The sequence below is a fragment of the Halomonas sp. H5 genome, assembly GCF_050613175.1.
Classification (GTDB): domain Bacteria; phylum Pseudomonadota; class Gammaproteobacteria; order Pseudomonadales; family Halomonadaceae; genus Bisbaumannia; species Bisbaumannia salifodinae.
This window is the reverse complement of sequence record NZ_CP192510.1, coordinates 295,886-317,561: the sequence shown is the minus strand read 5'-3', so window position 1 is coordinate 317,561 and position 21,676 is coordinate 295,886. Positions and strand designations below refer to the sequence as shown.

Here is a 21,676-nt window from a genome sequence, read left to right as displayed (position 1 = left end):
GAAGACCGACTACTCGCCTGTCTCCTCGAGCACTGGCGCTGAATTATCCAGATCCTGCGGCCCTTCGTCAAGGGTCGGCACGGAATTTTGCTGCTCGATCAGGCGTGCATCGGGAATACCGGCCTCCGGTGCCTGCCCCGCCTGGCCGGCGAAGTAGGCCAGGGTCAGGGAGGTGGCGAAGAAGGCGGCCGCCAGCACGGCGGTCAGCTTGGCCAGGAAGCCCCCGGTACCGCGGGAACCGAACACGGTCTGGGAGGCACCGCCGCCGAAGGCGGCACCGGCTTCGGCGCCCTTGCCCTGCTGCAGCAGGATAAGGGCGACCAGGGCGATGGCGATCGCCACGTGGATCATAAGAATGGCAACTTGCACTTGCATGGTTTCAACCTGCTGACTGACAGATGGCTAGGAAATCGTCGACCTTGAGCGAGGCACCGCCCACCAGGCCGCCGTCGATATCGGGTTGGGAAAGCAGTTCGGCGGCATTACCGGCGTTCATGCTGCCGCCGTAGAGCAACCGAGTGGCCTCGGCCAGGGCCCCATCATAGGCCGCCAGGCAGCCACGCAGGGCGCCATGCACCCCCTGGGCCTGCTCGGGAGTCGCGGTCTTGCCGGTGCCGATCGCCCACACCGGCTCATAGGCGATCACCAGGCGGGCGCGCTGCTCGGCGGTCAGGGCGTCATAGACCGCCTTGACCTGCCCCAGCACCACCTCCATGGTGCGCCCGGCCTCGCGTTCGGCGAGGGTCTCGCCGACACACAGGATCGGCGTCAGGCCGGCCCCGAGGGCGGCCTGGACCCGGGCCAGTACGCCGGCATCGTCCTCGTGGAAGAGGGTGCGCCGCTCGGAATGGCCCACCAACACATAGCGTACGCCCAGCTCGGCCAGCATGGGGCCGCTGACCTCGCCGGTATAGGCGCCCTCGACGGCCTGATGCAGGGTCTGAGCCCCCAGCGCCACCGGCGCATCGGTCAGGGCCTGCCCCGCCGCCGCCAGATAGGGGAAGGGCACCACCAGGGCGACCTCGGCGCCGGCCGGCAGCGAGGCGGTAGCCAGGGCCTGCCCGAAGCGCTCCACCAGCGCCAGGGAGCCGTTCATCTTCCAGTTGCCGGCAATCAGCGGCGTACGCATAGACTGTCCTCGTTCAAGGTGGAGCGAAATGGTATAGGAGCGGCCCTAGCATGACAACCGCAGCCTGACAACCTCGCCGTTCCGCCCCGGGCCCATCACCTTGAAATGGCCAAGGGCGGAGAGGCGTGCCGGCCCCGCTCCCGCTCAGGCCATCTGGGCACGCACATCGGCGGCGATCCGCTCGGCCAGGGCCTCCACGTCGAAGTGCGCACGCCCCTCCACCATCACCCGGATCAGCGGCTCGGTACCGGAAGGGCGCAGCAGCACGCGCCCCTCATCGCCGAGCTCCGCCTCCACGGCGGCCACCGCCTCCTTCAACGCCGGGGTCGCCATCAGCGACTTGGCGTCACTGCCCGGCGCCAGGCGCACATTGACCAGCGCCTGGGGCACCTTCTCCAACCCGGCCAGCAGCCGCGCCAGGGACTGCCCCTCGCGGACCATGATGGCCACCGCCTGGAGGGCGGCGACGATGCCGTCGCCGGTGGTCTGCACATGACCACAGACCAGATGCCCGGAAGACTCGCCCCCCAGCTGCCAGCCGTTGGCGGCCAGGCGCTCCATCACATAGCGGTCGCCCACCTTGGCCCGCTCGAAGGGAATACCGAGGCGGGCGAAGGCCAGCTCGAGGCCGAAGTTGGTCATCAGGGTGCCCACCACGCCACCGCCCAGCTCGCCCCGCTCGTGGCGATCGCGAGCGATCAGGTAGAGGATATCGTCACCGTCCACCTCGCGACCGTCGGCATCCACCAACAATACCCGGTCACCGTCGCCATCGAAGGCGATCCCCAGGTCGGCGCCACGCTGGATCACCGCGGCGCGCAGGGCCGCCGGATGGGTGGAGCCCACCTCGCGGTTGATATTGAGGCCGTCCGGCTCCGCGCCGATCAGGCTCACCTCGGCGCCCAGCTCGCGGAACACGCTGGGGGCGATGTGATAGGTCGCCCCATGGGCGCAGTCGAGCACGATCTTCATGCCGTGCAAGCTGACGCGGTCGGGAATAGTCGACTTGCAGAACTCGATATAACGCCCCGGGGCGTCATTGATCCGCACCGCCTTGCCCAGCTCGGCGGCAGCCACCGTGGTCAGCGGCTCGTCCAGCTCGGCCTCGATGCGCGCCTCGATGGCGTCGCCCAGCTTGACCCCCTCGGCGGAGAAGAACTTGATGCCGTTGTCGGCGAAGGGATTATGGGAGGCGGAAATTACGATACCGGCATCGGCACGGAAGGTGCGGGTCAGATAGGCGATCCCCGGGGTCGGCATCGGGCCCAGCAGCGAGACGTCCACCCCGGCGGCGGAGAGCCCCGCCTCCAGGGCCGACTCGAAGAGGTAACCGGAGATCCGGGTATCCTTGCCGATCAATACTTTGGTGCGCCCCTGGCGGGCCAGCACCCGGCCGGTGGCCCAGCCCAGCTTGAGCATGAAGTCGGGGGTGATGGGGAACTCCCCCACGGTGCCACGGATCCCGTCCGTGCCGAAATAGCGTCGACTCATGAGTCACATCCTTCCTGGAGTACGGCCCAGGTCATATTGATGGCATCCACGCTGGGCCCCACATCATGGACACGCAGGATTCGTGCGCCGCGCTCCACGGCCAGGGCCGCCAGGGCCAGGCCGCCGGGCAGGCGCTCCTCGACGGGGCGCTCCAGCACCTTGCCAATCATGCTCTTGCGGGACATGCCCACCAGCAGTGGCAGCTTCAGTGCCTGCAGGCGCTCCATGCGGTGCAGCAGGCGCAGGTTATGCTCCACCGTCTTGGCGAAGCCGAAGCCGGGGTCGAGCAACAGCCGCTCGGGACGCAGCCCCGCCGCCAGGCAGGCGGCCACCCGCGCCTCGAGGAAGTCGGCCACCGCCTCCTCCACCGGCACCTCGTAATGGGGCGCCGCCTGCATATCGCCGGGCTCGCCGAGCATATGCATCAGGCACACCGGCAGGCCGCTGTGGGCCGCCGCCTGCAGGGCGCCATCGCGGCGCAGGGCGCGCACGTCGTTGATCATGCCCGCCCCCAGGGCGGCGCTCTCGCGCATCACCTCGGGGCTGCTGGTATCCACCGAGACCAGGGCATCCAGCTCGCGCACCAGGGCCTCCACCACCGGGGCGACCCGATCCAGCTCCTGCCGGGGGGACACCGGGGCGGCGCCGGGGCGGGTCGACTCGCCGCCCACGTCGATGATGGCGGCGCCCTCGGCGAGCATCTGCTCGGCACGGCGCAGGGCATCGTCCAGCGCCACATGGCGACCGCCGTCGGAGAAGGAGTCCGGGGTGACATTGAGAATCCCCATGACCCGGGGATAGGAGAGGTCGAGCCGATGGCGGCCACAGTGCAGCAGGGGCGCGGGTTGTCCGTCGCTCATGGGCGGATCCTGACGAGATGGGCAAGAAAGGGAGGGGAACTACTCTAATCAGCCACCGCGTCCCATGCAAGGCGACAGACAGGCCCATCGGGGCCATTGCCGCCGGAATGCCACACGGGCGTCTCCCCCGACATAACGCAACAGGCGCCCCGAGGGGCGCCTGTATCGGCTTACTGGCCGGCGGGGCCGCCGAGGGGATCCGAGGGCCGGCGGCGCGGCTCGTCATCCTCCTCGTTATCGCCATCCTCGGCCTCGGGGGCCTGGGGCTCGTCGGGCTTGACCTGGGCATCCGGAGTGATACCGGCACCGCCGCTGCCATCGTCATCCCACCCCTCGGGCGGACGCGGATCGCGGCCTTCCATGATGTCCTTGAGCTGGTCGGCGTCGATGGTCTCGTACTTCATCAGCGCCCCGGCCATGGCATCCAGCTTGTCGCGGTTCTCCTCGAGGATCTGCCGGGCCTTGGCATAGCACTCGTCGATGATCCGCCGCACTTCCTTGTCGAGCCTGGAGGTGGTTTCGCCGGACTTGAACTTGCCGCCGCCCTGCCCCGGCGCGCCGAGGAACTGGTGCGACTCGTCCTCGTCGTACATGATCGGCCCGAGCTCCTCGGAGAGCCCCCACTTGGCGACCATGTTGTGGGCCAGCTCGGTGGCACGCTTGATATCGTTCGACGCCCCCGTGGTGACGCCATCCGGCCCCAGGGTCATCTCCTCGGCGATACGCCCGCCGAACAGCGAGCAGATCTGGCTGATGATCTGCCGGCGGGAGAGGCTGTAGCGATCCTCCTCCGGCAGGAACATGGTCACGCCCAACGCCCGACCACGGGGGATGATGGTGACCTTGTAGACCGGATCGTGATCGGGCATCACCAGGCCAATGATGGCGTGACCCGACTCGTGGTAGGCGGTGTTCAGCTTCTCCTTCTCGGACATCACCATGGACTTGCGCTCGGCGCCCATCATGATCTTGTCCTTGGCCAGCTCCAGCTCCTCCATGCTCACCAGGCGCTTGTTGCGGCGCGCGGCGAACAGGGCGGCCTCGTTGACCAGGTTGGCCAGGTCGGCGCCGGAGAAGCCCGGGGTACCGCGGGCGATCAGCGACGGCTTGACGTCGTCGGCCAGGGGCACCTTGCGCAGGTGCACATTGAGGATATGCTCGCGGCCGCGGATATCCGGCAGGCCCACGGTGACCTGGCGGTCGAAGCGGCCCGGGCGCAGCAGCGCCGGATCGAGGACGTCGGGGCGGTTGGTGGCGGCGATGACGATGATGCCCTCGTTGGCCTCGAAGCCGTCCAGCTCCACCAGCAACTGGTTGAGGGTCTGCTCGCGCTCGTCGTTGCCGCCGCCCATGCCGACGCCCCGGGAGCGGCCCACGGCATCGATCTCGTCGATAAAGATGATGCAGGGCGCCTGCTTCTTGGCCTGCTCGAACATGTCGCGGACCCGCGAGGCGCCCACGCCGACGAACATCTCGACGAAGTCGGAACCGGAGATCGAGAAGAAGGGCACCTTGGCCTCGCCGGCGATGGACTTGGCCAGCAATGTCTTGCCGGTCCCCGGCGGCCCCACCATCAGCACGCCGCGGGGGATGGTGCCGCCCAGGCGCTGGAACTTGGAGGGGTCGCGCAGGAAGTCGACCAGCTCCTCCACCTCTTCCTTGGCCTCGTCACAGCCGGCCACGTCGGCGAAGGTGGTCTTGATCTGGTCCTGGGAGAGCAGCTTGGCCTTGGACTTGCCGAAGCTCATCGGCCCGCCCTTGCCGGCCCCGCCCCCCTGCATCTGGCGCATAAAGAAGAGGAAGATCGCCAGGATGATCAGGATCGGGAAGCTGGCCACCAGCAGCCGTGTCCACAGGCTCTGCCGCTCGGGCTCCTTGCCGATCACGGTGACGTTGTTGGCGAGCAGGTCGTCCATCAACTTGGGATCCTCCGCCGCCGGGCGGATGGTCTGGAAGGAGGAGCCATCGCTGCGCTCGCCACTGATGGTATAGCCATCGATGGTGACGCTACGAATCTGCTGGTTCTGCACCTGCTGGACGAACTGGGAATAGTTCATCGCCTGGGGTGAGCTGTCGACACTGAAGTTGTTGAACACCGTCAGCAATACCGCCGCGATGACCAACCACAGGATCAGGTTCTTCGCCATATCATTCAAGGGAACACCCTCATTGCTAAATCGATCTGCGTACCGGCTAGGCATTTGACATTACAGCAGCCGCGGGTGTTCAACCACCCCAAGAGGGACAGTGACACAAATGCATCCGCCCTGTCTGGCTATCGCCTCGGTTGAGGGAGGCTATTGTCAGCCTAGCCTCGGAAATCTTCCGCCAGCAGGTAGACCTCACGGGAACGTGCCCGGGAAGCCTCCGGCTTGCGGGTCACCACCCGAGCGAAGCTGCCACGCAGCTCCTTCAGGTAGGCATCGAAACCTTCGCCCTGGAACACCTTGGCCAGGAAGCGCCCCCCGGGGCTCAGGGTCTGGCGAGCCAGATCCAGCGCCAGCTCCACCAGGTACATGGCCTGGGGCTGATCGATGGCGGCCATGCCACTCATATTGGGGGCCATATCGGACATCACCAGATCCACCGGGCGCTCGCCCAGGGTGGCGAGAATCGCCTCCAGGGCCGCCTCCTCGGTGAAATCCCCCTGGATAAACTCGACCCCGGCCAGGGCATCCATCTCGAGGATATCCGAGGCGATCACCAGGCCCTTGGCACCCACCTTCTCGGCGGCCACCTGACTCCAGCCGCCGGGGGCCGCCCCCAGGTCGATCACCGTCATGCCCGGCGTGAACAGCCGGTCCTTCGCGTCCAGCTCCATCAGCTTGTAGCTGGCCCGGCTGCGGTAGCCGTCCTGCCAGGAGCGCTGCACATACTGATCATCGAAGTGTTCCTTGAGCCAACCGGCACTGGACTTGCTGGCCTGGCGCGGAGACGCGGACTTGCGGGGACGGGAAGGAGATGTCACTACAGCACCTGGGATCGTGAGTTCGCCACACGTTAGAGCGGGGCCGGAAGGCGCCGACGGAAGGCTTTCACCGCGGCGGTTTTCGCCTTACCATGGCGGGTTCAGCGCAACCGGAAACCTCACGATACCATGAGCTTGTCACAGGCACAAAAGAAAGCATTTCGCAGCATCGGCCACCACCTCAACCCCGTGGTCACCCTCTCCGAGAACGGCATCTCCGAGGGCGTCCTGGCCGAGCTGGACCGGGCGCTGGCGGATCACGAGCTGATCAAGGTCAAGCTGGCCCTGCCGGAGCGGGACGACCGCGCCGCCATGATCGAGGAACTGGTGGCGACCAGCGGCGCCGAGCTGGTGCAGACCATCGGCAAGATGGCCCTGCTCTACCGCAAGAACCCCAAGGCCAACCCCAAGCTGTCCAATATCAAGCGGTTCGAAGACCACCACGGACGGCACTGACGCCCGAGCGCCAGCGGGCCAGGCGGCCAAGAAAGGAAGCCCCGCAGACTCTCGTCTGCGGGGCTTCTTCATGCCTGGCGTATCCTGCCGCACCCGCCGCCCGTCACCGAGCGGCTTGGCGCTTGTGGCTTGGTGCTCGGCGCTTACAGGTGCTCGACGCCAGAGATCTCGTACTCCACGTCGCCGCCGGGGGTCTTGACCAGCACCACATCCCCCTCTTCCTTGCCGATCAGGGCCCGGGCGATGGGCGAGGTCACCGAGATGCGCCCCGCCTTGATATCGGCCTCGTCCTCGCCAACGATGCGGTAGGTCACCTCCTCGTCGGTATCCAGGTTGAGCAGCCCCACGGTCACGCCGAAGATCACCTTGCCGGTCTTGGGCAGCTTGGTGACATCGATCACCTGGGCGCTCCCGAGCTTGCCTTCGATCTCCTTGATGCGCCCCTCGATAAAGCCCTGCTGTTCGCGGGCCGCGTGGTACTCGGCGTTCTCCTTGAGATCGCCATGCTCACGAGCCTCGGCAATGGCATTGATCACCTTCGGCCGTTCGACGCTCTTGAGCTGATCCAGCTCGCCCCGCAGGCGCTGCTCGCCTGCCACGGTCATCGGGACCTTGTTCATTGACTGGCTCCTGCATGCAATTCCTGAAGCCGCCGCACGGTGATCTGGTTCCCGTACTCCAACGCCATGCAAACGGCGCGGGCCCCCGCCAGGGTGGTGGCATAGGGCACCTTGCGGGCAAGGGCGGTGCGGCGGATGATCGAGGAGTCGTTGATGGCCTGACGCCCCTCGGTGGTGTTGACGATATAGGCCACTTCGTCGTTCTTGAGCCGATCGACGATATGCGGCCGCCCCTCGTAGACCTTGTTGACCACCGACACCTCGAGGCCGGCCGCTTCGAGGGCGGCGGCGGTGCCGCGGGTGGCGCAGAGGGAGAAACCCAATGCTAGCAGAGATCGGGCCACCTCGACGATGGCGGCCTTGTCCGGCTCGCGCACCGAGAGGAAGGCCAGCCGCTGGCCATTGAGGCCCGGCATCGGCTCGTTGGCGCCCAACTGGGCCTTGAAGAAGGCCTCGGCGAAGGTCTCGCCGGAGCCCATCACCTCGCCGGTGGACTTCATCTCCGGCGACAGGATGGGATCGACGCCGGGGAACTTGTTGAACGGGAAGACCGCTTCCTTGACGCTGTAGAAGGGCGGCACGATCTCGTGCTCGAAGCCCTGTTCGGCCAGGGTGGTACCGGCCATGCAGCGGGCGGCGATCTGAGCCAGGGAGGTGCCGATGCACTTGGAGACGAAGGGCACGGTGCGCGAGGCCCGCGGATTGACCTCGATGACGTAGATCTCGCCGTCCTGCCAGGCCAGCTGCACGTTCATCAGGCCCTTGACGCCCAACTCCACCGCCATGCGCTTGACCTGCTCGCGCATCTCGTCCTGCACCTCGGCGGGCAGCGAATAGGGCGGCAGCGAGCAGGCGGAGTCACCGGAGTGCACCCCGGCCTGTTCGATATGCTGCATGATGCCGCCGATCACCACCTGCTGGCCGTCGGAGACCGCATCGATATCGATCTCGATGGCGGCATTGAGGAAGTGGTCGAGCAGCACCGGCGAGTCGTTGGAGACCTTGACCGCGTGGGTCATGTAGTTCTCCAGTTCGGAGGCGTCGTAGACGATCTCCATGGCGCGGCCGCCGAGCACGTAGCTGGGGCGCACCACCAGCGGATAGCCGATGCCCTCGGCCTTGGCGAAGGCCTCATCGAAGCTGCGCGCGGTGGCATTGGGCGGCTGCTTGAGGCCCAGCTTGTCGATCATCTGCTGGAAGCGCTCGCGGTCCTCGGCGCGGTCGATGGCGTCCGGGGTGGTGCCGATGATCGGCACGCCGGCGGCCTCCAGCTCCCGAGCCAGCTTCAGCGGCGTCTGGCCGCCGAACTGGACGATCACGCCCACCGGCTGCTCCTTGTTGGCGATCTCCAGCACGTCCTCCAGGGTCACCGGCTCGAAATAGAGGCGATCACTGGTGTCATAGTCGGTGGAGACGGTCTCCGGGTTGCAGTTGACCATGATGGTCTCGTAGCCGTCGTCGCGCATGGCGAGGGCGGCGTGGACGCAGCAGTAGTCGAACTCGATGCCCTGGCCGATACGGTTGGGGCCACCGCCCAGCACCATGATCTTCTGGCGGTCGCTGACCTCGGCCTCGCACTCCTCCTCGTAGGTGGAGTACATGTAGGCGGTATCGGAGGCGAACTCCGCGGCACAGGTATCGACGCGCTTGTAGACCGGACGGATGCCGGCCTTCTGGCGAGTCTTGCGGAACTCCTTCTCGGAGACGCCCAGCAGGCTGGCCAGGCGGGCATCGCTGAAGCCCTTGCGCTTGAGGCGCAGCAGGGCCCGGGCGTCCAGTTCGGAGAGCGAGCGGGTGGCCAGGTCGGCCTCGGTCTTGATCAGGTCCTCGATCTGCACCAGGAACCAGGGGTCGATCCTGGTCAGGGCGAAGATCTCGTCGACGCTCATCCCGGCGCGCATGGCATCGGCGACAAAGAAGATGCGCTCGGCGCCGGCGGCCTGCAGCTCGCCCTTGATCTGCGCCATGCTCTCGGTGGTGAACTCGGTGACGATGGGGTCGAGGCCGTCGTTGCCGGTCTCCAGGCCACGCAGCGCCTTGTGCAGCGACTCCTGGAAGGTGCGCCCGATGGCCATCACCTCGCCCACCGACTTCATCTGGGTGGTCAGGCGGTCGTTGGCCTGGGGGAACTTCTCGAAGGTGAAGCGCGGAATCTTGGTGACCACATAGTCGATGGACGGCTCGAAGGACGCCGGGGTGCGGCCGCCGGTGATGTCGTTCTGCAGCTCGTCCAGGGTGTAGCCGATGGCCAGCTTGGCGGCGATCTTGGCGATCGGGAAGCCGGTGGCCTTGGAGGCCAGGGCCGAGGAGCGGCTGACCCGCGGGTTCATCTCGATGACCACCACGCGACCGGTCTTGGGATCCACGCCGAACTGGACGTTGGAGCCGCCGGTCTCGACGCCGATCTCGCGCAGCACCGCCAGGGAGGCGTCGCGCATGATCTGGTATTCCTTGTCGGTCAGCGTCTGGGCCGGGGCCACGGTGATGGAGTCACCGGTGTGCACGCCCATGGGGTCGAAGTTCTCGATGGCGCAGACGATGATGCAGTTGTCGTTCTTGTCACGAACGACCTCCATCTCGTACTCCTTCCACCCCAGCAGCGACTCGTCGATCAGCAGCTCATGGTTGTTGGAGAGCTCGAAGCCGCGGATACAGATCTCCTCGAACTCCTCCTTGTTGTAGGCCACGCCGCCGCCGGAGCCGCCCATGGTGTAAGAGGGGCGGATAATGGTCGGGAAGCCCAGCTCGGCCTGGATCTCCCAGGCCTCGGCCATGGAGTGCGCCACCTTGGCCTTGGGGCACTCCAGGCCGATGTTCTTCATCGCCTTGTCGAAGAGGTCGCGATCCTCGGCCTTGTTGATGGCATCGGCGTTGGCGCCGATCATCTCCACGCCGTGCTTCTCGAGCACGCCATGCTTGTCCAGGTCGAGGGCGCAGTTGAGCGCGGTCTGGCCGCCCATGGTGGGCAGGATGGCATCGGGGCGCTCGGCCTCGATGATCTTCTCCACCGCCTGCCAGGTGATCGGCTCGATATAGGTGGCATCGGCCATGGCCGGGTCGGTCATGATGGTGGCCGGGTTGGAGTTCACCAGGATGACCCGGTAGCCCTCCTCGCGCAGCGCCTTGCAGGCCTGGGCGCCGGAGTAGTCGAATTCGCAGGCCTGGCCGATGACGATGGGGCCGGCGCCGATGATCAGGATGCTTTGGATGTCTGTACGCTTGGGCATGGTGCTTCCCGCAGAAAAAGGGTGACGAACGAGGATCGACGGACGGGCGATTGACGGCGCGCCCGGATCATCTCGATGACGGTCGGGCGATTATCGGCGCGCCTTGATCATCTCGATAAAGCGGTCGAACAGCGGCGCCACGTCACGCGGCCCGGGGCTGGCTTCCGGGTGCCCCTGGAAGCCGAAGGCCGGGCGGTCGGTGCGCTCGATGCCCTGCAGGGTGCCATCGAACAGCGAACGATGGGTGGCGCGCAGGGTGCCGGGCAGACTCGCCTCGTCGGCGGCGAAGCCGTGGTTCTGGCTGGTGATCATCACCTGACCGCCGTCGAGGTCCTGCACCGGGTGGTTGGCGCCGTGGTGGCCATGGCCCATCTTCACGGTCTTGGCCCCGCTGGCCAGGGCCAGCAGCTGGTGACCCAGGCAGATGCCGAACACCGGGATCCCGGTCTCGAGGATCTCCTGGATCGCGGCGATGGCGTAATCGCAGGGCTCGGGGTCACCGGGGCCGTTGGAGAGGAAGATGCCGTCCGGGTTCATGGCCAGCACCTCGGCGGCCGGGGTCTGAGCCGGCACCACGGTGAGGCGGCAGCCGCGGGAGGCCAGCATGCGCAGGATATTGCGCTTGACGCCGTAGTCGTAGGCCACCACATGGTAGGGGCGCTCGGTCCGGGTGGTATCGGCATAGCCCTCGCCCAGGGCCCACTCGCCTTCGCTCCACTCGTAGGCGCGTTGGCAGGTCACTTCCTTGGCCAGGTCCATGCCCTTGAGGCCCGGGAAGGCGCGGGCGGCCTCCAGGGCGCGGGCCACGGCGTCCTCGCCCTCGGCGTCGGCTCCGGCCAGGATGGCACCGTTCTGGGAGCCCTTGTCGCGAAGGATGCGGGTCAGGCGACGGGTATCGATATCGGCGATGCCCAGGACATTCTGGCTCTTGAGGTAGGCATCCAGGGACTGCTCGCAGCGGAAGCTGCTGGCCAGCAGCGGCAGATCGCGGATCACCAGGCCGGCGGCGGCGATGGCATCGGACTCCACGTCCTCGGCATTGATGCCGGTGTTGCCGATATGGGGGTAGGTCAGGGTGACGATCTGTCGGGAATAGGAGGGATCGGTGAGGATTTCCTGGTAGCCGGTCATGGCCGTATTGAACACCACCTCACCGCTGGTCAGGCCATCGGCTCCGATGGCAGACCCATGGAAAACGCTACCATCTTCCAAGGCCAATATCGCGGGTCTGTTCAACGCAACTTCCTCCCATGCTGGTGAGACCGGCCGGAGAGGCGGTCTCGATAACCGACAAAGTAATCGCTGGTGGGCGCCTGATTCGAGTCGTAAAAAAGCGGGACGAAAGCCGATAAGACCGGTTTCATCCCGCTTTTTAGCATTATTCTATGCCCTTGGGCCGCCTCGACACGCCTCTGCGGGACAGATTCTCGCAGCGCCCGGCCAAAATTTTTGGAATATTACAGGATTCGCCGCGAGCTCGCCACCCCCGGCGCCCTCCTCGCCCCTAATCCGCCAGACCCAGCACATCCTGCATATCGTAGCGGCCGGCCTGGTGCCCCTCGACCCAGCGGGCCGCGCGCACCGCGCCCTTGGCGAAGGTCATGCGGCTCGACGCCTTGTGGGTGATCTCGATACGCTCGCCCTCGGTGGCGAACATCACGGTGTGCTCGCCGACGATATCCCCGGCGCGGACGGTGGCGAAGCCGATCTCCTTGTCGCTCCGCGGGCCGCACTGCCCCACCCGCTCGAAGACGCCATGCTCCTTGAGGGTGCGCCCCAGGGACTCGGCCACCACCTCGCCCATCTTCAGGGCGGTGCCGGAGGGGGCATCCACCTTGTGGCGATGGTGCGCCTCCACCACCTCGATATCGTAGCCCTCGTCGCCCAGCGCCCTGGCGGCGGTCTGCAGCAGCTTGAGGGTCAGGTTGACGCCCACGCTCATATTGGGGGCGAAGACCAAGGGCACCCGATCCCGATAGGCGTCCAGCTCGGCCAGCTCGTCGTCATCCAGGCCGGTGGTGCCGATCACGATGCGCTTGCCGTGCTCGGCGCAGAAGGCCAGGTTGCCCAGGGTCACCCGGGGCGCGGTGAAGTCGATCAGCACATCGAAGTCATCGACGATGGCCGCCAGGGAGTCCACCGCGGTGACGCCCAGCTTGCCCAGGCCCGCCAGCTCGCCCAGGTCGGCCCCCACCAGGGAACTGCCCGGCTCGACGCTGCCCCCGGCCAGGCTGGCCTGGGGATCCTGCTGCACGGCGTTGACCAGGGTGCGGCCCATGCGGCCGGCGACACCGACGATGGCGATACGGGTCATGTGGACTCCTGAAAGGTGACGACTGGGAAAGGGCCGCAGTATAGCAGAGCGCCGCTCGATACTCCCCCGGACGGCTCGACGGCATGGCGAGATTCGACCATACTACGCGACCCTGAATGAGAACCAGACGCCACGGCTAGCGAGTCGCCCTCTTACCTAGCCGATGCGGTGCGCTTATCGCGGCACGCCCCAGCCCATGACAGCCATCACCAGCAACGAAGACCTGAACATGCCTAAACCGCTGTTAAAGACCGCCTTTGCCACGGCCCTCGCGCTGACCGGCGTGACCGCCCAGGCCGACGCGATCACCGTGACCGACATCGCCGGCCGCCAGGTCACCCTTGAGGCCCCCGTGGAGCGCATGATCCTGGGCGAGGGCCGCCAGATCTATCTGCTCGGCGCCCTGCAGCCCGAGACTCCCTTCGCCGGCGTGGTGGGCTGGCGGGAGGACTTCTCCCAGGCCGACCCGGACAACTACGCCGTCTACGCCGAGCGCTTTCCCGAGCTGGAGGAGATCCCCACCTTCGGCGGCTTCAAGGACGGCACCTTCGACGTGGAGCAGGCCGCCGCGCTGGAGCCGGACGTGGTGCTGATGAACCTGGAGGCCAGGACGGCCACCGAGGACGCCGGCTATGACGACAAGCTCGCCGAGCTGGGCATCCCCATCGTCTATGTGGACTTCCGCGAGGACCCGCTCGCGCACACCCTGCCTTCCATGCGCCTGATGGGCCAGCTGCTGGGAGAGGAAGAAGACGCCGAGGCTTTTATCGCCTTCTCCGAGGCCCAGATGGCCCGCGTCACCGAGGTCATCGCCGACGCCGATCCCGAGCGCCCCAGGGTCTTTATCGACCGCGCCGGCGGCTATTCCGAGGATTGCTGCATGAGCTTCGGTCCCGGCAACTTCGGCGAATACGTGGAGCTTGCCGGCGGCAGCAACATCGCCGATGGCATCATCCCCAACACCTTCGGCTCGCTGAACCCGGAGCAGATCCTCGCCGCCGACCCCGAGCAGGTGGTGGTCACCGGCGGCAACTGGGACGCCTACGTGCCCGGCGGCGACTGGGTCGGCGTGGGGCCGGGGGCCGACATGGAGAATGCCCGGGCCAAGCTGGGGGCGCTGACCGAGCGCACCGCCATGACCGGCATCGCGGCCGTGGAGAGCGACGATTTCCACGCCATCTGGCACCAGTTCTACAACAGCCCCTACTACTTCGTGGCCGTGCAGCAGCTGGCCAAGTGGTTCCACCCGGAGCTGTTCGCCGACCTCGACCCCGAGGCCACCATGCAGGAACTCCACGAGCGCTTCCTGCCGGTGGACTATGTACCGGGCTACTGGGTGTCGCTGCATGACCACTGAGACGATCGCCGCCGATGTCCCCCAGGGGCGCGACCTCTATCGCGCCCTGGTGCTCAAGCGCCAACTGATCCTCGCCGCCCTGGTGCTGGCGCTGTTCCTCAGCCTGTGTGTCGACCTCGCCCTGGGGCCCGCCCGCTTCGGCCTGGGGGAGGTGATCGCCGCCCTCTTCACCCCGGATGCCGTCAGCCAGCAGGCCCGGGTGATCCTCTGGGAGATCCGCATGCCGGTGGCGCTGATGGCCCTGGTGGTCGGCGCCAGCCTGTCGGTGGCCGGTGCCCAGATGCAGACCATCCTCAGCAACCCGCTGGCCAGCCCCTTCACCCTGGGCATCTCCGCCGGCGCCAGTTTCGGCGCCGCCCTGGCGCTGGCCTTCGGCGTGGCCATCATCCCCGCGGCCATCGAGTACGTGGTGCCGATCAACGCCTTCGTCATGGCCATGCTCACCGCCTTCCTGATCCATGCATTGAGCCTGAAGCGCGGGGTCACCATCGAGACCATCGTGCTGCTGGGCATCGCCATGGTGTTTATCTTCAACTCGCTGATGGCGCTGATCCAGTTCTTCGCCAGCCAGCAGGCGGTGGCCGCGGTGGTGTTCTGGACCATGGGCAGCCTGACCAAGGCGACCTGGCCCAAGCTGTGGGTCGCCCTCGGCGTCCTGGCGGCCGTGCTGCCGCTGCTCGCGCGCCACGGCTGGGCGCTCACCGCCATGCGCCTGGGCGACGCCAAGGCCGAGAGCATGGGCGTGAAGCCGCGCGCCTTGCGCCTCGAGGTGCTGGTACTGGTGTCGTTGCTGGCGGCCATCGCCGTGGCCTTCGTCGGCACCATCGGCTTTATCGGCCTGGTCGGGCCGCATATCGCGCGCCTGCTACTGGGCGAGGATCAGCGCTTCTTCCTGCCGGGCGCGGCGCTGTGTGGCGCCCTGATCCTCTCCGTCGGCTCGGTGCTGTCGAAGATCATCATCCCCGGCACCATCATCCCCATCGGCATCATCACCTCCCTGGTGGGCATCCCCTTCTTCCTGTTCCTTATCCTCAGCCACAAGAAGGCCTCATGGTAACCCTGCGACTCGACTGCCTCTCGGCCGGCTACGGCCGCCGCCAGATCCTGGCGGAAATCACCACCCCCAGCTTCGAGGGCGGCCAGGTCGTGGCCCTGCTCGGCCCCAATGCCGCGGGCAAGTCCACCCTCTTCCGCCGCATCCTCGGCCTGCTCAAGGGCGGGGGGGAAGTCGTGATCGACGGCGCCACCGCCGAGCGGCCCGTGGCCTATATGCCCCAGGACACCGGCGCCCAGGCGGTACTGACGGTCTACGAATCGGTGCTGCTGGCACGCATGCAGGGTCGCGCGCTCAAGGTCGACGCCGAGGACCTGACCCGGGTCGACCAGGCCCTCGCGGAGCTGGGCATCGCGCCCCTCGGCGCGCGGGACATCGGCGACCTGAGCGGTGGCCAGCGCCAGTTGGTCAGCGCCGCCCAGGCCCTGGTGCAGGAACCCGAGATCCTGATGCTCGACGAGCCCACCTCGGCACTGGACCTCAACCGCCAGATCGGCCTGCTGACGGTGCTGAAGCGGCTGGCCCGGGAGCGCCAGATGCTGATCCTGGTGGCGCTGCATGACCTGGGCCATGCCCTGCGCTTCACCGATCAGGCGATGGTGCTCGAGAGCGGCCGGCTGATCGCCTGCGGCCCCACAGAGCAGGTGGTCACCCCCGAGCTGCTGCGGCGGGTCTATCGGGTGGAGTCGCGCATCGAGGCCTGCTCGAAGGGCTGGCCCCAGCTTATCGTCGAAGAGGCCATCTGACCCTCCGCCCCTCGAGCGCCGCCAGGCCCGCCCCGGCCAGCACCAAGGGCAGGGCCAGCAGGAAGCCCGAGGAGGGCGCCAGCCCGAAGATCGCCAGGTCGGCCAGCACCGGCCAGATCAGGGCCAGGTACTCGAAGGGCGCCAGCCGCGAGGCCTCCGCATAACGCAGCGCCAAAGTCATGCAGATATGCGCCGCCCCGCCGAACAGCCCCGAGAGCACCAGCAGTCCCAGCTCCGGCCCGGTGAGTGCGGCCCAGCCCAGGGGCCAGGTGGCCAGCCCCGCCAGCGCCGAGACCAGGATAAAGTAGAAGGCGATCGCCCCCGCCGTCTCCGTGCGCGAGATGCGTCGCACCGTCAGCAGCGCCCCCGCCGAGAGCAACGCCGCGAGCACCCCCAGCGCATAGCCCACCGCCGAGGCCTCGCCGGCCCCGAGGGCGGGCAGCGCCAGCACGGCGACCCCGGTCAGCGCCAGCAGCAGGGCCCCGGCGCGATGCGCCGTGAGCCGCTCGCCCAGCAGCAGGACGCCGCCCAGCGCCATCATCACCGGGGTCAGTTGGGCCAGCAGCGTCGCCTCGGCCACCGGCAGGAGCGCCAGCGCCGCGAAGGAGGCGAACATCGCCGCCGCGCCGAGCCCCGAGCGCAACAGGTGCCCCCCCGGCCGCCGGGTGGCCAGCCCAGTGGGGAATTCCCGCCGCCAGGCCAGGAATAGCACGATGGGCAGCAGCGCGAAGGCCGAGCGAAAGAACACGGTCTGTCCCAGCGGGGCCGCGGTACTCACCGCCTTGACGCACACCATCATCGCCGTGAAGAGAATCCCCGACAGCAGCCTGAGCGTAATACCGGCCAGCGGCCGATCCGCGCTGTTTTCCATGCGACCTTGCATCCTTGGCGGAGTGGAAAGAGAGAACCCGGGATTCCCAGGCCCGGAAAAGGCGCGCCAGTATAGCAGCCCTCCGCCAGACGCCGTGCCCGGGATCGCCCACACTGAACCCAAGCAGCCCCTCGTCACGACCGCCCCGGAGGCCCCATGCCACCGACCGACGCCGTCCCCCTGCCCTCGGAGCACCCCCTGGTGGCCCTGCTGCGCCGCCGACGGCGTGTGCTGCTGTTTGGCGCCCCGGGCAGCGGCAAGACGACCCTGGCGCGGGCGGCCGCCGGCCGCCTGGCTCTCGAGGGCCAGAGTTGCCACTGCCTGAGCGCCGACCCGGGGCAGCCCGGCTTCGGCCCGCCCGGCGCCCTGAGCCTGGGGCACTGGGAGGCGGATGACTGGCGGCTGGAGACCCTGGCGGCACTGGCGTCCCTTGACGCCGCCCGCTTTCGCCTGCCCCTGATCGAGGCGGCGCGTCAGTTGGCCGACGAGGCGCCCTCGGGCCCCCTGCTGGTGGACACCCCCGGGGTAGTGCGCGGCGTGGCCGGCGCCGAGCTACTGATGGCCCTGGCCCGGGCCTGCACGGCCGACGCCCTGGTGATCCTGGTCGCCACCGACCGCCCCCCACCACTGGCAGAGGAGTGTCGCGCCCTGGGCCTCGAGCGACTCTACCTGGCCCCCGCCCCGGAGGCCCGCCCCCCGGGGCGGCAGAGGCGCCGCGAGTGGCGCAGCGCGGCCTGGGATGCCTACCTGGAAGGCAGCGAGGTACGGGACCTCGACCTCGGCCGGCTTGCACGGATCGGCACCCCACCCCCCGACACGGCCCCCGAGGCCTGGCAGGGCCGCCAACTGGGCCTGCTGGATCGCCGGGGCACGACCCTGGCCCTGGGCGAGGCGCTGAGCCTGGAGGGTCAACGCCTGCGACTCCGGGCGTCGCCCACGCCACGACCGATCGCCGGCCTGATGATTCGCGATGCCCGACGCCGTCGCGACGGCTACCTGGGCAGCGCCCGCCCCCTGACACCGGCGCCCGTCGCCGAGCCGGCCGGGGCACCGCTCCCCGGCGATGCTCCCGGGCCCCGGGTGCGCCTGGAGACGGTCACCGCGACCCTGGTCAACGGCGTCTTCGGCGACCCCCTGCTGCACCTGCGACTCAGCCAGCAACGGCGCAGCCTGCTCTTCGACCTCGGCGACCCCGGGCGGCTACCGGCGCGCCTGGCCCACCGGGTGAGCGATGTCTTTATCAGCCATGCCCACTTCGACCATATCGGTGGCTTCCTGTGGCTGCTGCGCTCACGGATCGGCGATTTCCCGCCCTGCCGGATCTTCGGCCCACCCGGCCTGGGTGAGCACCTCGCCGGCCTGATGCGGGGCATCCTCTGGGACCGGGTCGGCGACAAGGCCCCCCGTTTCGAGGTCCTGGAGTTGCATGGTGACCGCCTGCGGCGCCACGCCCTGGTCGCCGGGGCCCTGGCTCGGCGAGCTCAAGCGACGGATGCTCGCCGGGGAGGGCGAGGCGCCTATCCTGCTCCCCGATGGGCGGACCCTGCCGGCGACACGCCTGGCCGAGACCCTGCTGCTGACCCTGCCCGGTCAGCGCCTGGTCTATGCCACCGACCTGGGCGACACCGCCGAAAACCGCCGCCGCCTGACTCGCCTGGCCCGGGGCGCCCGGGTGCTGTTCTGCGAGGCCCCCTTCCTCGCCCGCGAGGCCGAGCAGGCCGCCCGCACCGGGCACCTGACCGCCAGGGCCTGCGGCGAGATCGCCGCCACGGCCCGGGTCGAGTGGCTGGCGCCCTTCCACTTCTCCCGCCGCCATGCGGGAGACCCTCGCCCCCTGCTGACCGAGGTCCGCGGCCGCTTTCCCCGCCTGCTGCTCCCCGGCTCCCACCTCCAGGAAGGTCCCCCTTAACCGATCACCGAAGACGCACGCCCCTGGCGCAACAAGAGCCCCATGGCCAGCAGCACCAGCAGGCTGCCGGGCAGCCAGATCCAGTCGATACGCGACGGCATCTGCACGAAGAGCAGCAGCATGGAGACGAAGGGCACCAGATAGCCATAGGCGGTCACGGTCGCGGGGCCAAGCAGGGCGGTGGCCCGCTGCAGCAGCCAGAAGGTCAGGGCGCTGGAGCCCAGCCCCAGGTAGACGATCAGCAGGGCATCCCGCCAGCCCAGGCCGATGAGGCGCGCCGGCGACTCCAGCACCAGCCCCAGCGCCCCCACCAGCAGGGCGCCGCAGGCCAGGCTCCAGAAGGTACGCACCACCGCCGACTCGGGGAGCCGGCCCCGCGACAACCCCCACTTGCTGAGCACCGGATAGCAGGCCGAGGCGACACAGCCCAGGAAGAAGACCGCCTCGCCGCGACCGAAGGCCAGGCCCGGGGTCGGGCCCCGGGCCTCGGCGAGGGCCAGCCCCAGGGCGCCCAGCGCCCCCAGGGCCAGGATGGCGGGCAGCCGCCAGCCCAGGCGCTCGACGCGCAACAGCAGACCGATCAGATAGGCCAGCAGGGGCACGCTGACGAAGAGGGTGGCCATGGCCAGGGCGGTGGTGTGATGGGCGGCCCAGAACATGGCGCCGAAGAAGCCCGCCAGGCAGGCGCCCAGCAGGCCATAGAGCCCCCATTGCCCGCCACGGGGCAGGAAGGCCGACTCACCGCGCACCAGCCAGATCAGGCCGGCGCAGGCGACAACGAAACGCAAGGCGGTCAGCAGCAGGGGCGGCAGCGCATCGAGCAGCCCCACCACCGGGAAGGAGAACCCCACCAGCAGGGCCCAGCACGCCATGCCCAGATGGGCGCGACTCAGTTCTCCCAAACGATATCCAGCGGCTCCTTGCCGGCCATGCGCTCGAGATGACTGGCCACCACGCCCTCCAGGCGATCCAGCGCCTCCTCGTCCAGGGCCTCGATGGCCACCGTCAGGGCCTCGCCATCGGCACGCATCAGGCAGACGCCCTCGTCGAAGGCGACCCGTCCCTGGCTCTCCTCCTGTTCCACCTCGAGCTTATGCGCCCAGTGCTTGCACAGACGGTTGATCAAGCGGGCCCCGGAGTCGGTGGCGATCACGGCGCGGGAAATGGGCATGCTGGCCTCCTGGCAATGAAATCAACGCCTCTAGACTAAGGCGCGGCCAGCCGGGACGCCACCCCGGCGTTCAGACCCCGGCGAAGCGCTCGGCCCGGAACGGCGCCATGGGCACCGCGGTCTCCTCGCCATCCATCATCTCGCCCACCAGGCGGCCGGTGATGGGCCCCAGGGTAAAGCCCTGATGCCCATGGCCGAAGGCGAACCAGAGCCCCTTATGGCGCGGCGCCTCCCCGATCACCGGCTTCATGTCCGGCATGCAGGGCCGGTTGCCCACCCAGGGGGCGGCGTCCTGGCGGGGCCCCAGGGGGAAGAGCCGGCGGGCCACCTTCTCCGCCGCCGCCAACTGCTCGTGGCGCGCCGGGGCGTCCCGGGTGGTCAGCTCGGCGCCGGTGGTGAGGCGCACCCCGGCACGCATCGGCGCCAGCAGGTAGCCGGCGTCGAAGTCCATCAACCAGTGATGGAGTCGCGCCTCGCCCTCGCCGGCGTAGTGCATATGGTAGCCGCGCTTGGGGAAGAGCGGCAGGCGATAGCCCAGTTGTTTGAGCCAGTCACCGCTCCAGGGCCCCGCCGCCAGGACCAGCTCCTGCGCCTCCAGGCTGCCGTCGGCCAGGTCCAGGCGCCAGCCGCTGGCGGTCTTCACCACCTGGCGCACCTCGCCCCGCTGGAAGCGTCCGCCGGCGGCTTCAAACGCCCCCGCATAGGCCCGCACCAGGCCGCCGGGGTCGAGCACCGTCCAGCTGTTGGTCCACTCGATGGCGCCGACGAAGGCCTCGGCGGCCAGGTGGGGCTCCTGGGCCTTGAGCTCGGCGGGGGTCAGGGTGCGGTAGCCGACGCCGAAGCGCCGGGCGGCCTCTTCGGCTTCGCCGGCGAAGGCCTCCAGGTGCTTCTGGCTGCGGAAGCCATCGAACCAGCCCTTCTTGCTGATCAGCGCCTCGGCCCCGGCGGCATCGATCAGCCGCTGATGCTCCTCGGTGGAACGCATGATCAGGGAGGCGTACTCCGGCACGATCCGCCGGTAGCTGGCCGGCGCCGAGTGGCGCCAGTACTGGAAGAGCGGCCCGGCGGCGGCGGCCATGCCCTTGAGGCGATAGCGAATATCGATGCTGCGGTTGGGCAACACCCGCAACAGGGTACCCAGGTCGCGAGGGAAGGCATGGGGAAACACCGCCTCGCGCTGGATGATCCCGGCGTTGCCGAAGGAGGTCTCCTCCCCCGGCGCACGGCGGTCGATCAGGGTGACCGAACGCCCCCGTTGGGCGAGGTGGTAAGCGATGGAGGTGCCGACCATGCCGGCACCCAGGACCAGGGTCTCACGAGTCATGCCTGCGGTTCCTTGCTGGGCAGGGCCCGATGGCAACAGGCCACGGGCCGGGGAATCCAAAAGACGGCCGCCCGTCCTCTTCCCAATAAGGGTACGACCCGGGCAGGAGCAAAGCGAGCAGCATAGCGGACGGCGCCCGACGACCAGCGTCGGAGTCCACTCTATCCAGCGCCTTCCCG

General features: G+C 68.4%; 20 protein-coding genes and 1 pseudogene. 6 read left to right on the top strand and 15 right to left on the bottom strand.

The annotated features are described in order from the left end of the window. Nucleotides 1-9: 9 nt before the first annotated feature. The 6 genes from secG to rlmE form a co-directional block, all read right to left on the bottom strand. Complete coding sequence (gene secG, locus ACQ1W9_RS01445; RefSeq protein WP_431026392.1) at nucleotides 10-369, bottom strand: preprotein translocase subunit SecG; 360 nt, start codon at nucleotides 367-369, stop codon at nucleotides 10-12. Between the two features lie 10 nt (nucleotides 370-379). Continuing rightward, entirely contained in the window at nucleotides 380-1,129 is a 750-nt protein-coding gene (gene tpiA / locus ACQ1W9_RS01440) for a triose-phosphate isomerase (protein WP_431024990.1), read from the bottom strand. 144 nt (nucleotides 1,130-1,273) lie between these two features. Continuing rightward, entirely contained in the window at nucleotides 1,274-2,620 is a 1,347-nt protein-coding gene (gene glmM, locus ACQ1W9_RS01435) for a phosphoglucosamine mutase (RefSeq protein ID WP_431024989.1), read from the bottom strand. Then, nucleotides 2,617-3,408 carry a dihydropteroate synthase gene (folP, locus tag ACQ1W9_RS01430; protein WP_431026391.1) on the bottom strand — a complete coding sequence of 264 codons (792 nt, stop codon included), beginning with the start codon at nucleotides 3,406-3,408 and terminating at the stop codon, nucleotides 2,617-2,619. Before folP ends, glmM begins: the two co-directional genes overlap by 4 nt. 242 nt (nucleotides 3,409-3,650) lie before the next feature. Next, nucleotides 3,651-5,636: an ATP-dependent zinc metalloprotease FtsH gene (gene ftsH, locus ACQ1W9_RS01425; protein WP_431024988.1), complete on the bottom strand. Its 1,986-nt coding sequence runs from the start codon at nucleotides 5,634-5,636 to the stop codon at nucleotides 3,651-3,653. Nucleotides 5,637-5,788: 152 nt separating this feature from the next. After that, on the bottom strand, nucleotides 5,789-6,448 hold the full coding sequence (gene rlmE / locus ACQ1W9_RS01420) for a 23S rRNA (uridine(2552)-2'-O)-methyltransferase RlmE (protein WP_431024987.1): 660 nt from the start codon (nucleotides 6,446-6,448) through the stop codon (nucleotides 5,789-5,791). Between the two features lie 129 nt (nucleotides 6,449-6,577). Here rlmE and yhbY point away from each other — a divergent pair, with 129 nt between their 5' ends. Further along, complete coding sequence (yhbY, locus tag ACQ1W9_RS01415) at nucleotides 6,578-6,904, top strand: ribosome assembly RNA-binding protein YhbY (protein ID WP_431024986.1); 327 nt, start codon at nucleotides 6,578-6,580, stop codon at nucleotides 6,902-6,904. Nucleotides 6,905-7,047: 143 nt separating this feature from the next. Here the strand turns inward: yhbY and greA are convergent, their stop codons facing one another. The 4 genes from greA to dapB all read right to left on the bottom strand — a co-directional run bounded on the left by greA (nucleotide 7,048) and on the right by dapB (nucleotide 13,065). Beyond that, nucleotides 7,048-7,524 (bottom strand): transcription elongation factor GreA, encoded by a 477-nt coding sequence (greA, locus tag ACQ1W9_RS01410; protein ID WP_346061107.1) that lies wholly within the window; start codon nucleotides 7,522-7,524, stop codon nucleotides 7,048-7,050. Next, nucleotides 7,521-10,751, bottom strand: a complete 3,231-nt coding sequence (gene carB, locus ACQ1W9_RS01405; RefSeq protein ID WP_431024985.1) for a carbamoyl-phosphate synthase large subunit — start codon at nucleotides 10,749-10,751, stop codon at nucleotides 7,521-7,523. The genes greA and carB overlap by 4 nt, the downstream gene beginning before the upstream one ends. Before the next feature lie 90 nt (nucleotides 10,752-10,841). Then, nucleotides 10,842-11,987, bottom strand: a complete 1,146-nt coding sequence (gene carA / locus ACQ1W9_RS01400) for a glutamine-hydrolyzing carbamoyl-phosphate synthase small subunit (protein ID WP_431024984.1) — start codon at nucleotides 11,985-11,987, stop codon at nucleotides 10,842-10,844. A 268-nt stretch (nucleotides 11,988-12,255) separates the two neighbouring features. Beyond that, nucleotides 12,256-13,065: a 4-hydroxy-tetrahydrodipicolinate reductase gene (dapB, locus tag ACQ1W9_RS01395; protein WP_431024983.1), complete on the bottom strand. Its 810-nt coding sequence runs from the start codon at nucleotides 13,063-13,065 to the stop codon at nucleotides 12,256-12,258. Nucleotides 13,066-13,294: 229 nt separating this feature from the next. On the opposite strand from dapB, the gene ACQ1W9_RS01390 reads away from it, so the two are divergent. Genes ACQ1W9_RS01390 through ACQ1W9_RS01380 form a run of 3 tightly spaced genes read left to right on the top strand, consistent with a single transcriptional unit; the run spans nucleotide 13,295 to nucleotide 16,222 of the window. Continuing rightward, on the top strand, nucleotides 13,295-14,422 hold the full coding sequence (locus ACQ1W9_RS01390; protein ID WP_431024982.1) for an ABC transporter substrate-binding protein: 1,128 nt from the start codon (nucleotides 13,295-13,297) through the stop codon (nucleotides 14,420-14,422). Continuing rightward, nucleotides 14,412-15,479, top strand: coding sequence for a FecCD family ABC transporter permease (locus ACQ1W9_RS01385; protein ID WP_431024981.1), 1,068 nt, complete (start codon nucleotides 14,412-14,414; stop codon nucleotides 15,477-15,479). The genes ACQ1W9_RS01390 and ACQ1W9_RS01385 overlap by 11 nt, the downstream gene beginning before the upstream one ends. Beyond that, nucleotides 15,473-16,222 carry an ABC transporter ATP-binding protein gene (locus ACQ1W9_RS01380; RefSeq protein WP_431024980.1) on the top strand — a complete coding sequence of 250 codons (750 nt, stop codon included), beginning with the start codon at nucleotides 15,473-15,475 and terminating at the stop codon, nucleotides 16,220-16,222. The genes ACQ1W9_RS01385 and ACQ1W9_RS01380 overlap by 7 nt, the downstream gene beginning before the upstream one ends. Here the strand turns inward: ACQ1W9_RS01380 and ACQ1W9_RS01375 are convergent. Next, nucleotides 16,200-17,093 carry a DMT family transporter gene (locus ACQ1W9_RS01375; RefSeq protein WP_431024979.1) on the bottom strand — a complete coding sequence of 298 codons (894 nt, stop codon included), beginning with the start codon at nucleotides 17,091-17,093 and terminating at the stop codon, nucleotides 16,200-16,202. The two genes, ACQ1W9_RS01380 and ACQ1W9_RS01375, sit on opposite strands and share 23 nt — an antisense overlap. A 156-nt stretch (nucleotides 17,094-17,249) precedes the next feature. Here ACQ1W9_RS01375 and ACQ1W9_RS01370 point away from each other — a divergent pair. Next, nucleotides 17,250-17,837, top strand: a pseudogene (locus ACQ1W9_RS01370) (Clp1/GlmU family protein); the annotation flags it as partial. Nucleotides 17,838-18,383: 546 nt separating this feature from the next. On the opposite strand, the gene ACQ1W9_RS01365 reads toward ACQ1W9_RS01370, so the two are convergent. Beyond that, entirely contained in the window at nucleotides 18,384-18,521 is a 138-nt protein-coding gene (locus tag ACQ1W9_RS01365) for a hypothetical protein (protein WP_431024978.1), read from the bottom strand. On the opposite strand from ACQ1W9_RS01365, the gene ACQ1W9_RS01360 reads away from it, so the two are divergent. After that, nucleotides 18,520-19,002, top strand: a complete 483-nt coding sequence (locus tag ACQ1W9_RS01360; RefSeq protein ID WP_431024977.1) for a hypothetical protein — start codon at nucleotides 18,520-18,522, stop codon at nucleotides 19,000-19,002. The genes ACQ1W9_RS01365 and ACQ1W9_RS01360 overlap by 2 nt on opposite strands. On the opposite strand, the gene ACQ1W9_RS01355 is transcribed toward ACQ1W9_RS01360, so the two are convergent. From ACQ1W9_RS01355 to ACQ1W9_RS01345, 3 genes are all read right to left on the bottom strand, one after another. Beyond that, nucleotides 18,999-19,904: an EamA family transporter gene (locus ACQ1W9_RS01355; protein WP_431024976.1), complete on the bottom strand. Its 906-nt coding sequence runs from the start codon at nucleotides 19,902-19,904 to the stop codon at nucleotides 18,999-19,001. The two genes, ACQ1W9_RS01360 and ACQ1W9_RS01355, sit on opposite strands and share 4 nt — an antisense overlap. Then, entirely contained in the window at nucleotides 19,892-20,173 is a 282-nt protein-coding gene (locus tag ACQ1W9_RS01350; protein WP_431024975.1) for a DUF2218 domain-containing protein, read from the bottom strand. The genes ACQ1W9_RS01355 and ACQ1W9_RS01350 overlap by 13 nt, the downstream gene beginning before the upstream one ends. A 70-nt stretch (nucleotides 20,174-20,243) precedes the next feature. Further along, nucleotides 20,244-21,497 carry an NAD(P)/FAD-dependent oxidoreductase gene (locus ACQ1W9_RS01345; RefSeq protein ID WP_431024974.1) on the bottom strand — a complete coding sequence of 418 codons (1,254 nt, stop codon included), beginning with the start codon at nucleotides 21,495-21,497 and terminating at the stop codon, nucleotides 20,244-20,246. Nucleotides 21,498-21,676 lie beyond the last annotated feature (179 nt).

Excerpts from the sequence above, each read along its gene's own strand:
- ACQ1W9_RS01380 (WP_431024980.1), top strand. The coding sequence starts at position 15,473 with ATGGTAACCCTGCGACTCGACTGCCTCTCGGCCGGCTACGGCCGCCGC.
- ACQ1W9_RS01350 (WP_431024975.1), bottom strand. The coding sequence starts at position 20,173 with ATGCCCATTTCCCGCGCCGTGATCGCCACCGACTCCGGGGCCCGCTTG.
- greA (WP_346061107.1), bottom strand. The coding sequence starts at position 7,524 with ATGAACAAGGTCCCGATGACCGTGGCAGGCGAGCAGCGCCTGCGGGGC.
- ACQ1W9_RS01360 (WP_431024977.1), top strand. The coding sequence starts at position 18,520 with ATGGTGACCGCCTGCGGCGCCACGCCCTGGTCGCCGGGGCCCTGGCTC.
- yhbY (WP_431024986.1), top strand. The coding sequence starts at position 6,578 with ATGAGCTTGTCACAGGCACAAAAGAAAGCATTTCGCAGCATCGGCCAC.
- glmM (WP_431024989.1), bottom strand. The coding sequence starts at position 2,620 with ATGAGTCGACGCTATTTCGGCACGGACGGGATCCGTGGCACCGTGGGG.
- ACQ1W9_RS01365 (WP_431024978.1), bottom strand. The coding sequence starts at position 18,521 with ATGCAACTCCAGGACCTCGAAACGGGGGGCCTTGTCGCCGACCCGGTC.
- ACQ1W9_RS01375 (WP_431024979.1), bottom strand. The coding sequence starts at position 17,093 with ATGGAAAACAGCGCGGATCGGCCGCTGGCCGGTATTACGCTCAGGCTG.
- ACQ1W9_RS01390 (WP_431024982.1), top strand. The coding sequence starts at position 13,295 with ATGCCTAAACCGCTGTTAAAGACCGCCTTTGCCACGGCCCTCGCGCTG.
- dapB (WP_431024983.1), bottom strand. The coding sequence starts at position 13,065 with ATGACCCGTATCGCCATCGTCGGTGTCGCCGGCCGCATGGGCCGCACC.
- ACQ1W9_RS01345 (WP_431024974.1), bottom strand. The coding sequence starts at position 21,497 with ATGACTCGTGAGACCCTGGTCCTGGGTGCCGGCATGGTCGGCACCTCC.
- folP (WP_431026391.1), bottom strand. The coding sequence starts at position 3,408 with ATGGGGATTCTCAATGTCACCCCGGACTCCTTCTCCGACGGCGGTCGC.
- ACQ1W9_RS01385 (WP_431024981.1), top strand. The coding sequence starts at position 14,412 with ATGACCACTGAGACGATCGCCGCCGATGTCCCCCAGGGGCGCGACCTC.
- tpiA (WP_431024990.1), bottom strand. The coding sequence starts at position 1,129 with ATGCGTACGCCGCTGATTGCCGGCAACTGGAAGATGAACGGCTCCCTG.
- carB (WP_431024985.1), bottom strand. The coding sequence starts at position 10,751 with ATGCCCAAGCGTACAGACATCCAAAGCATCCTGATCATCGGCGCCGGC.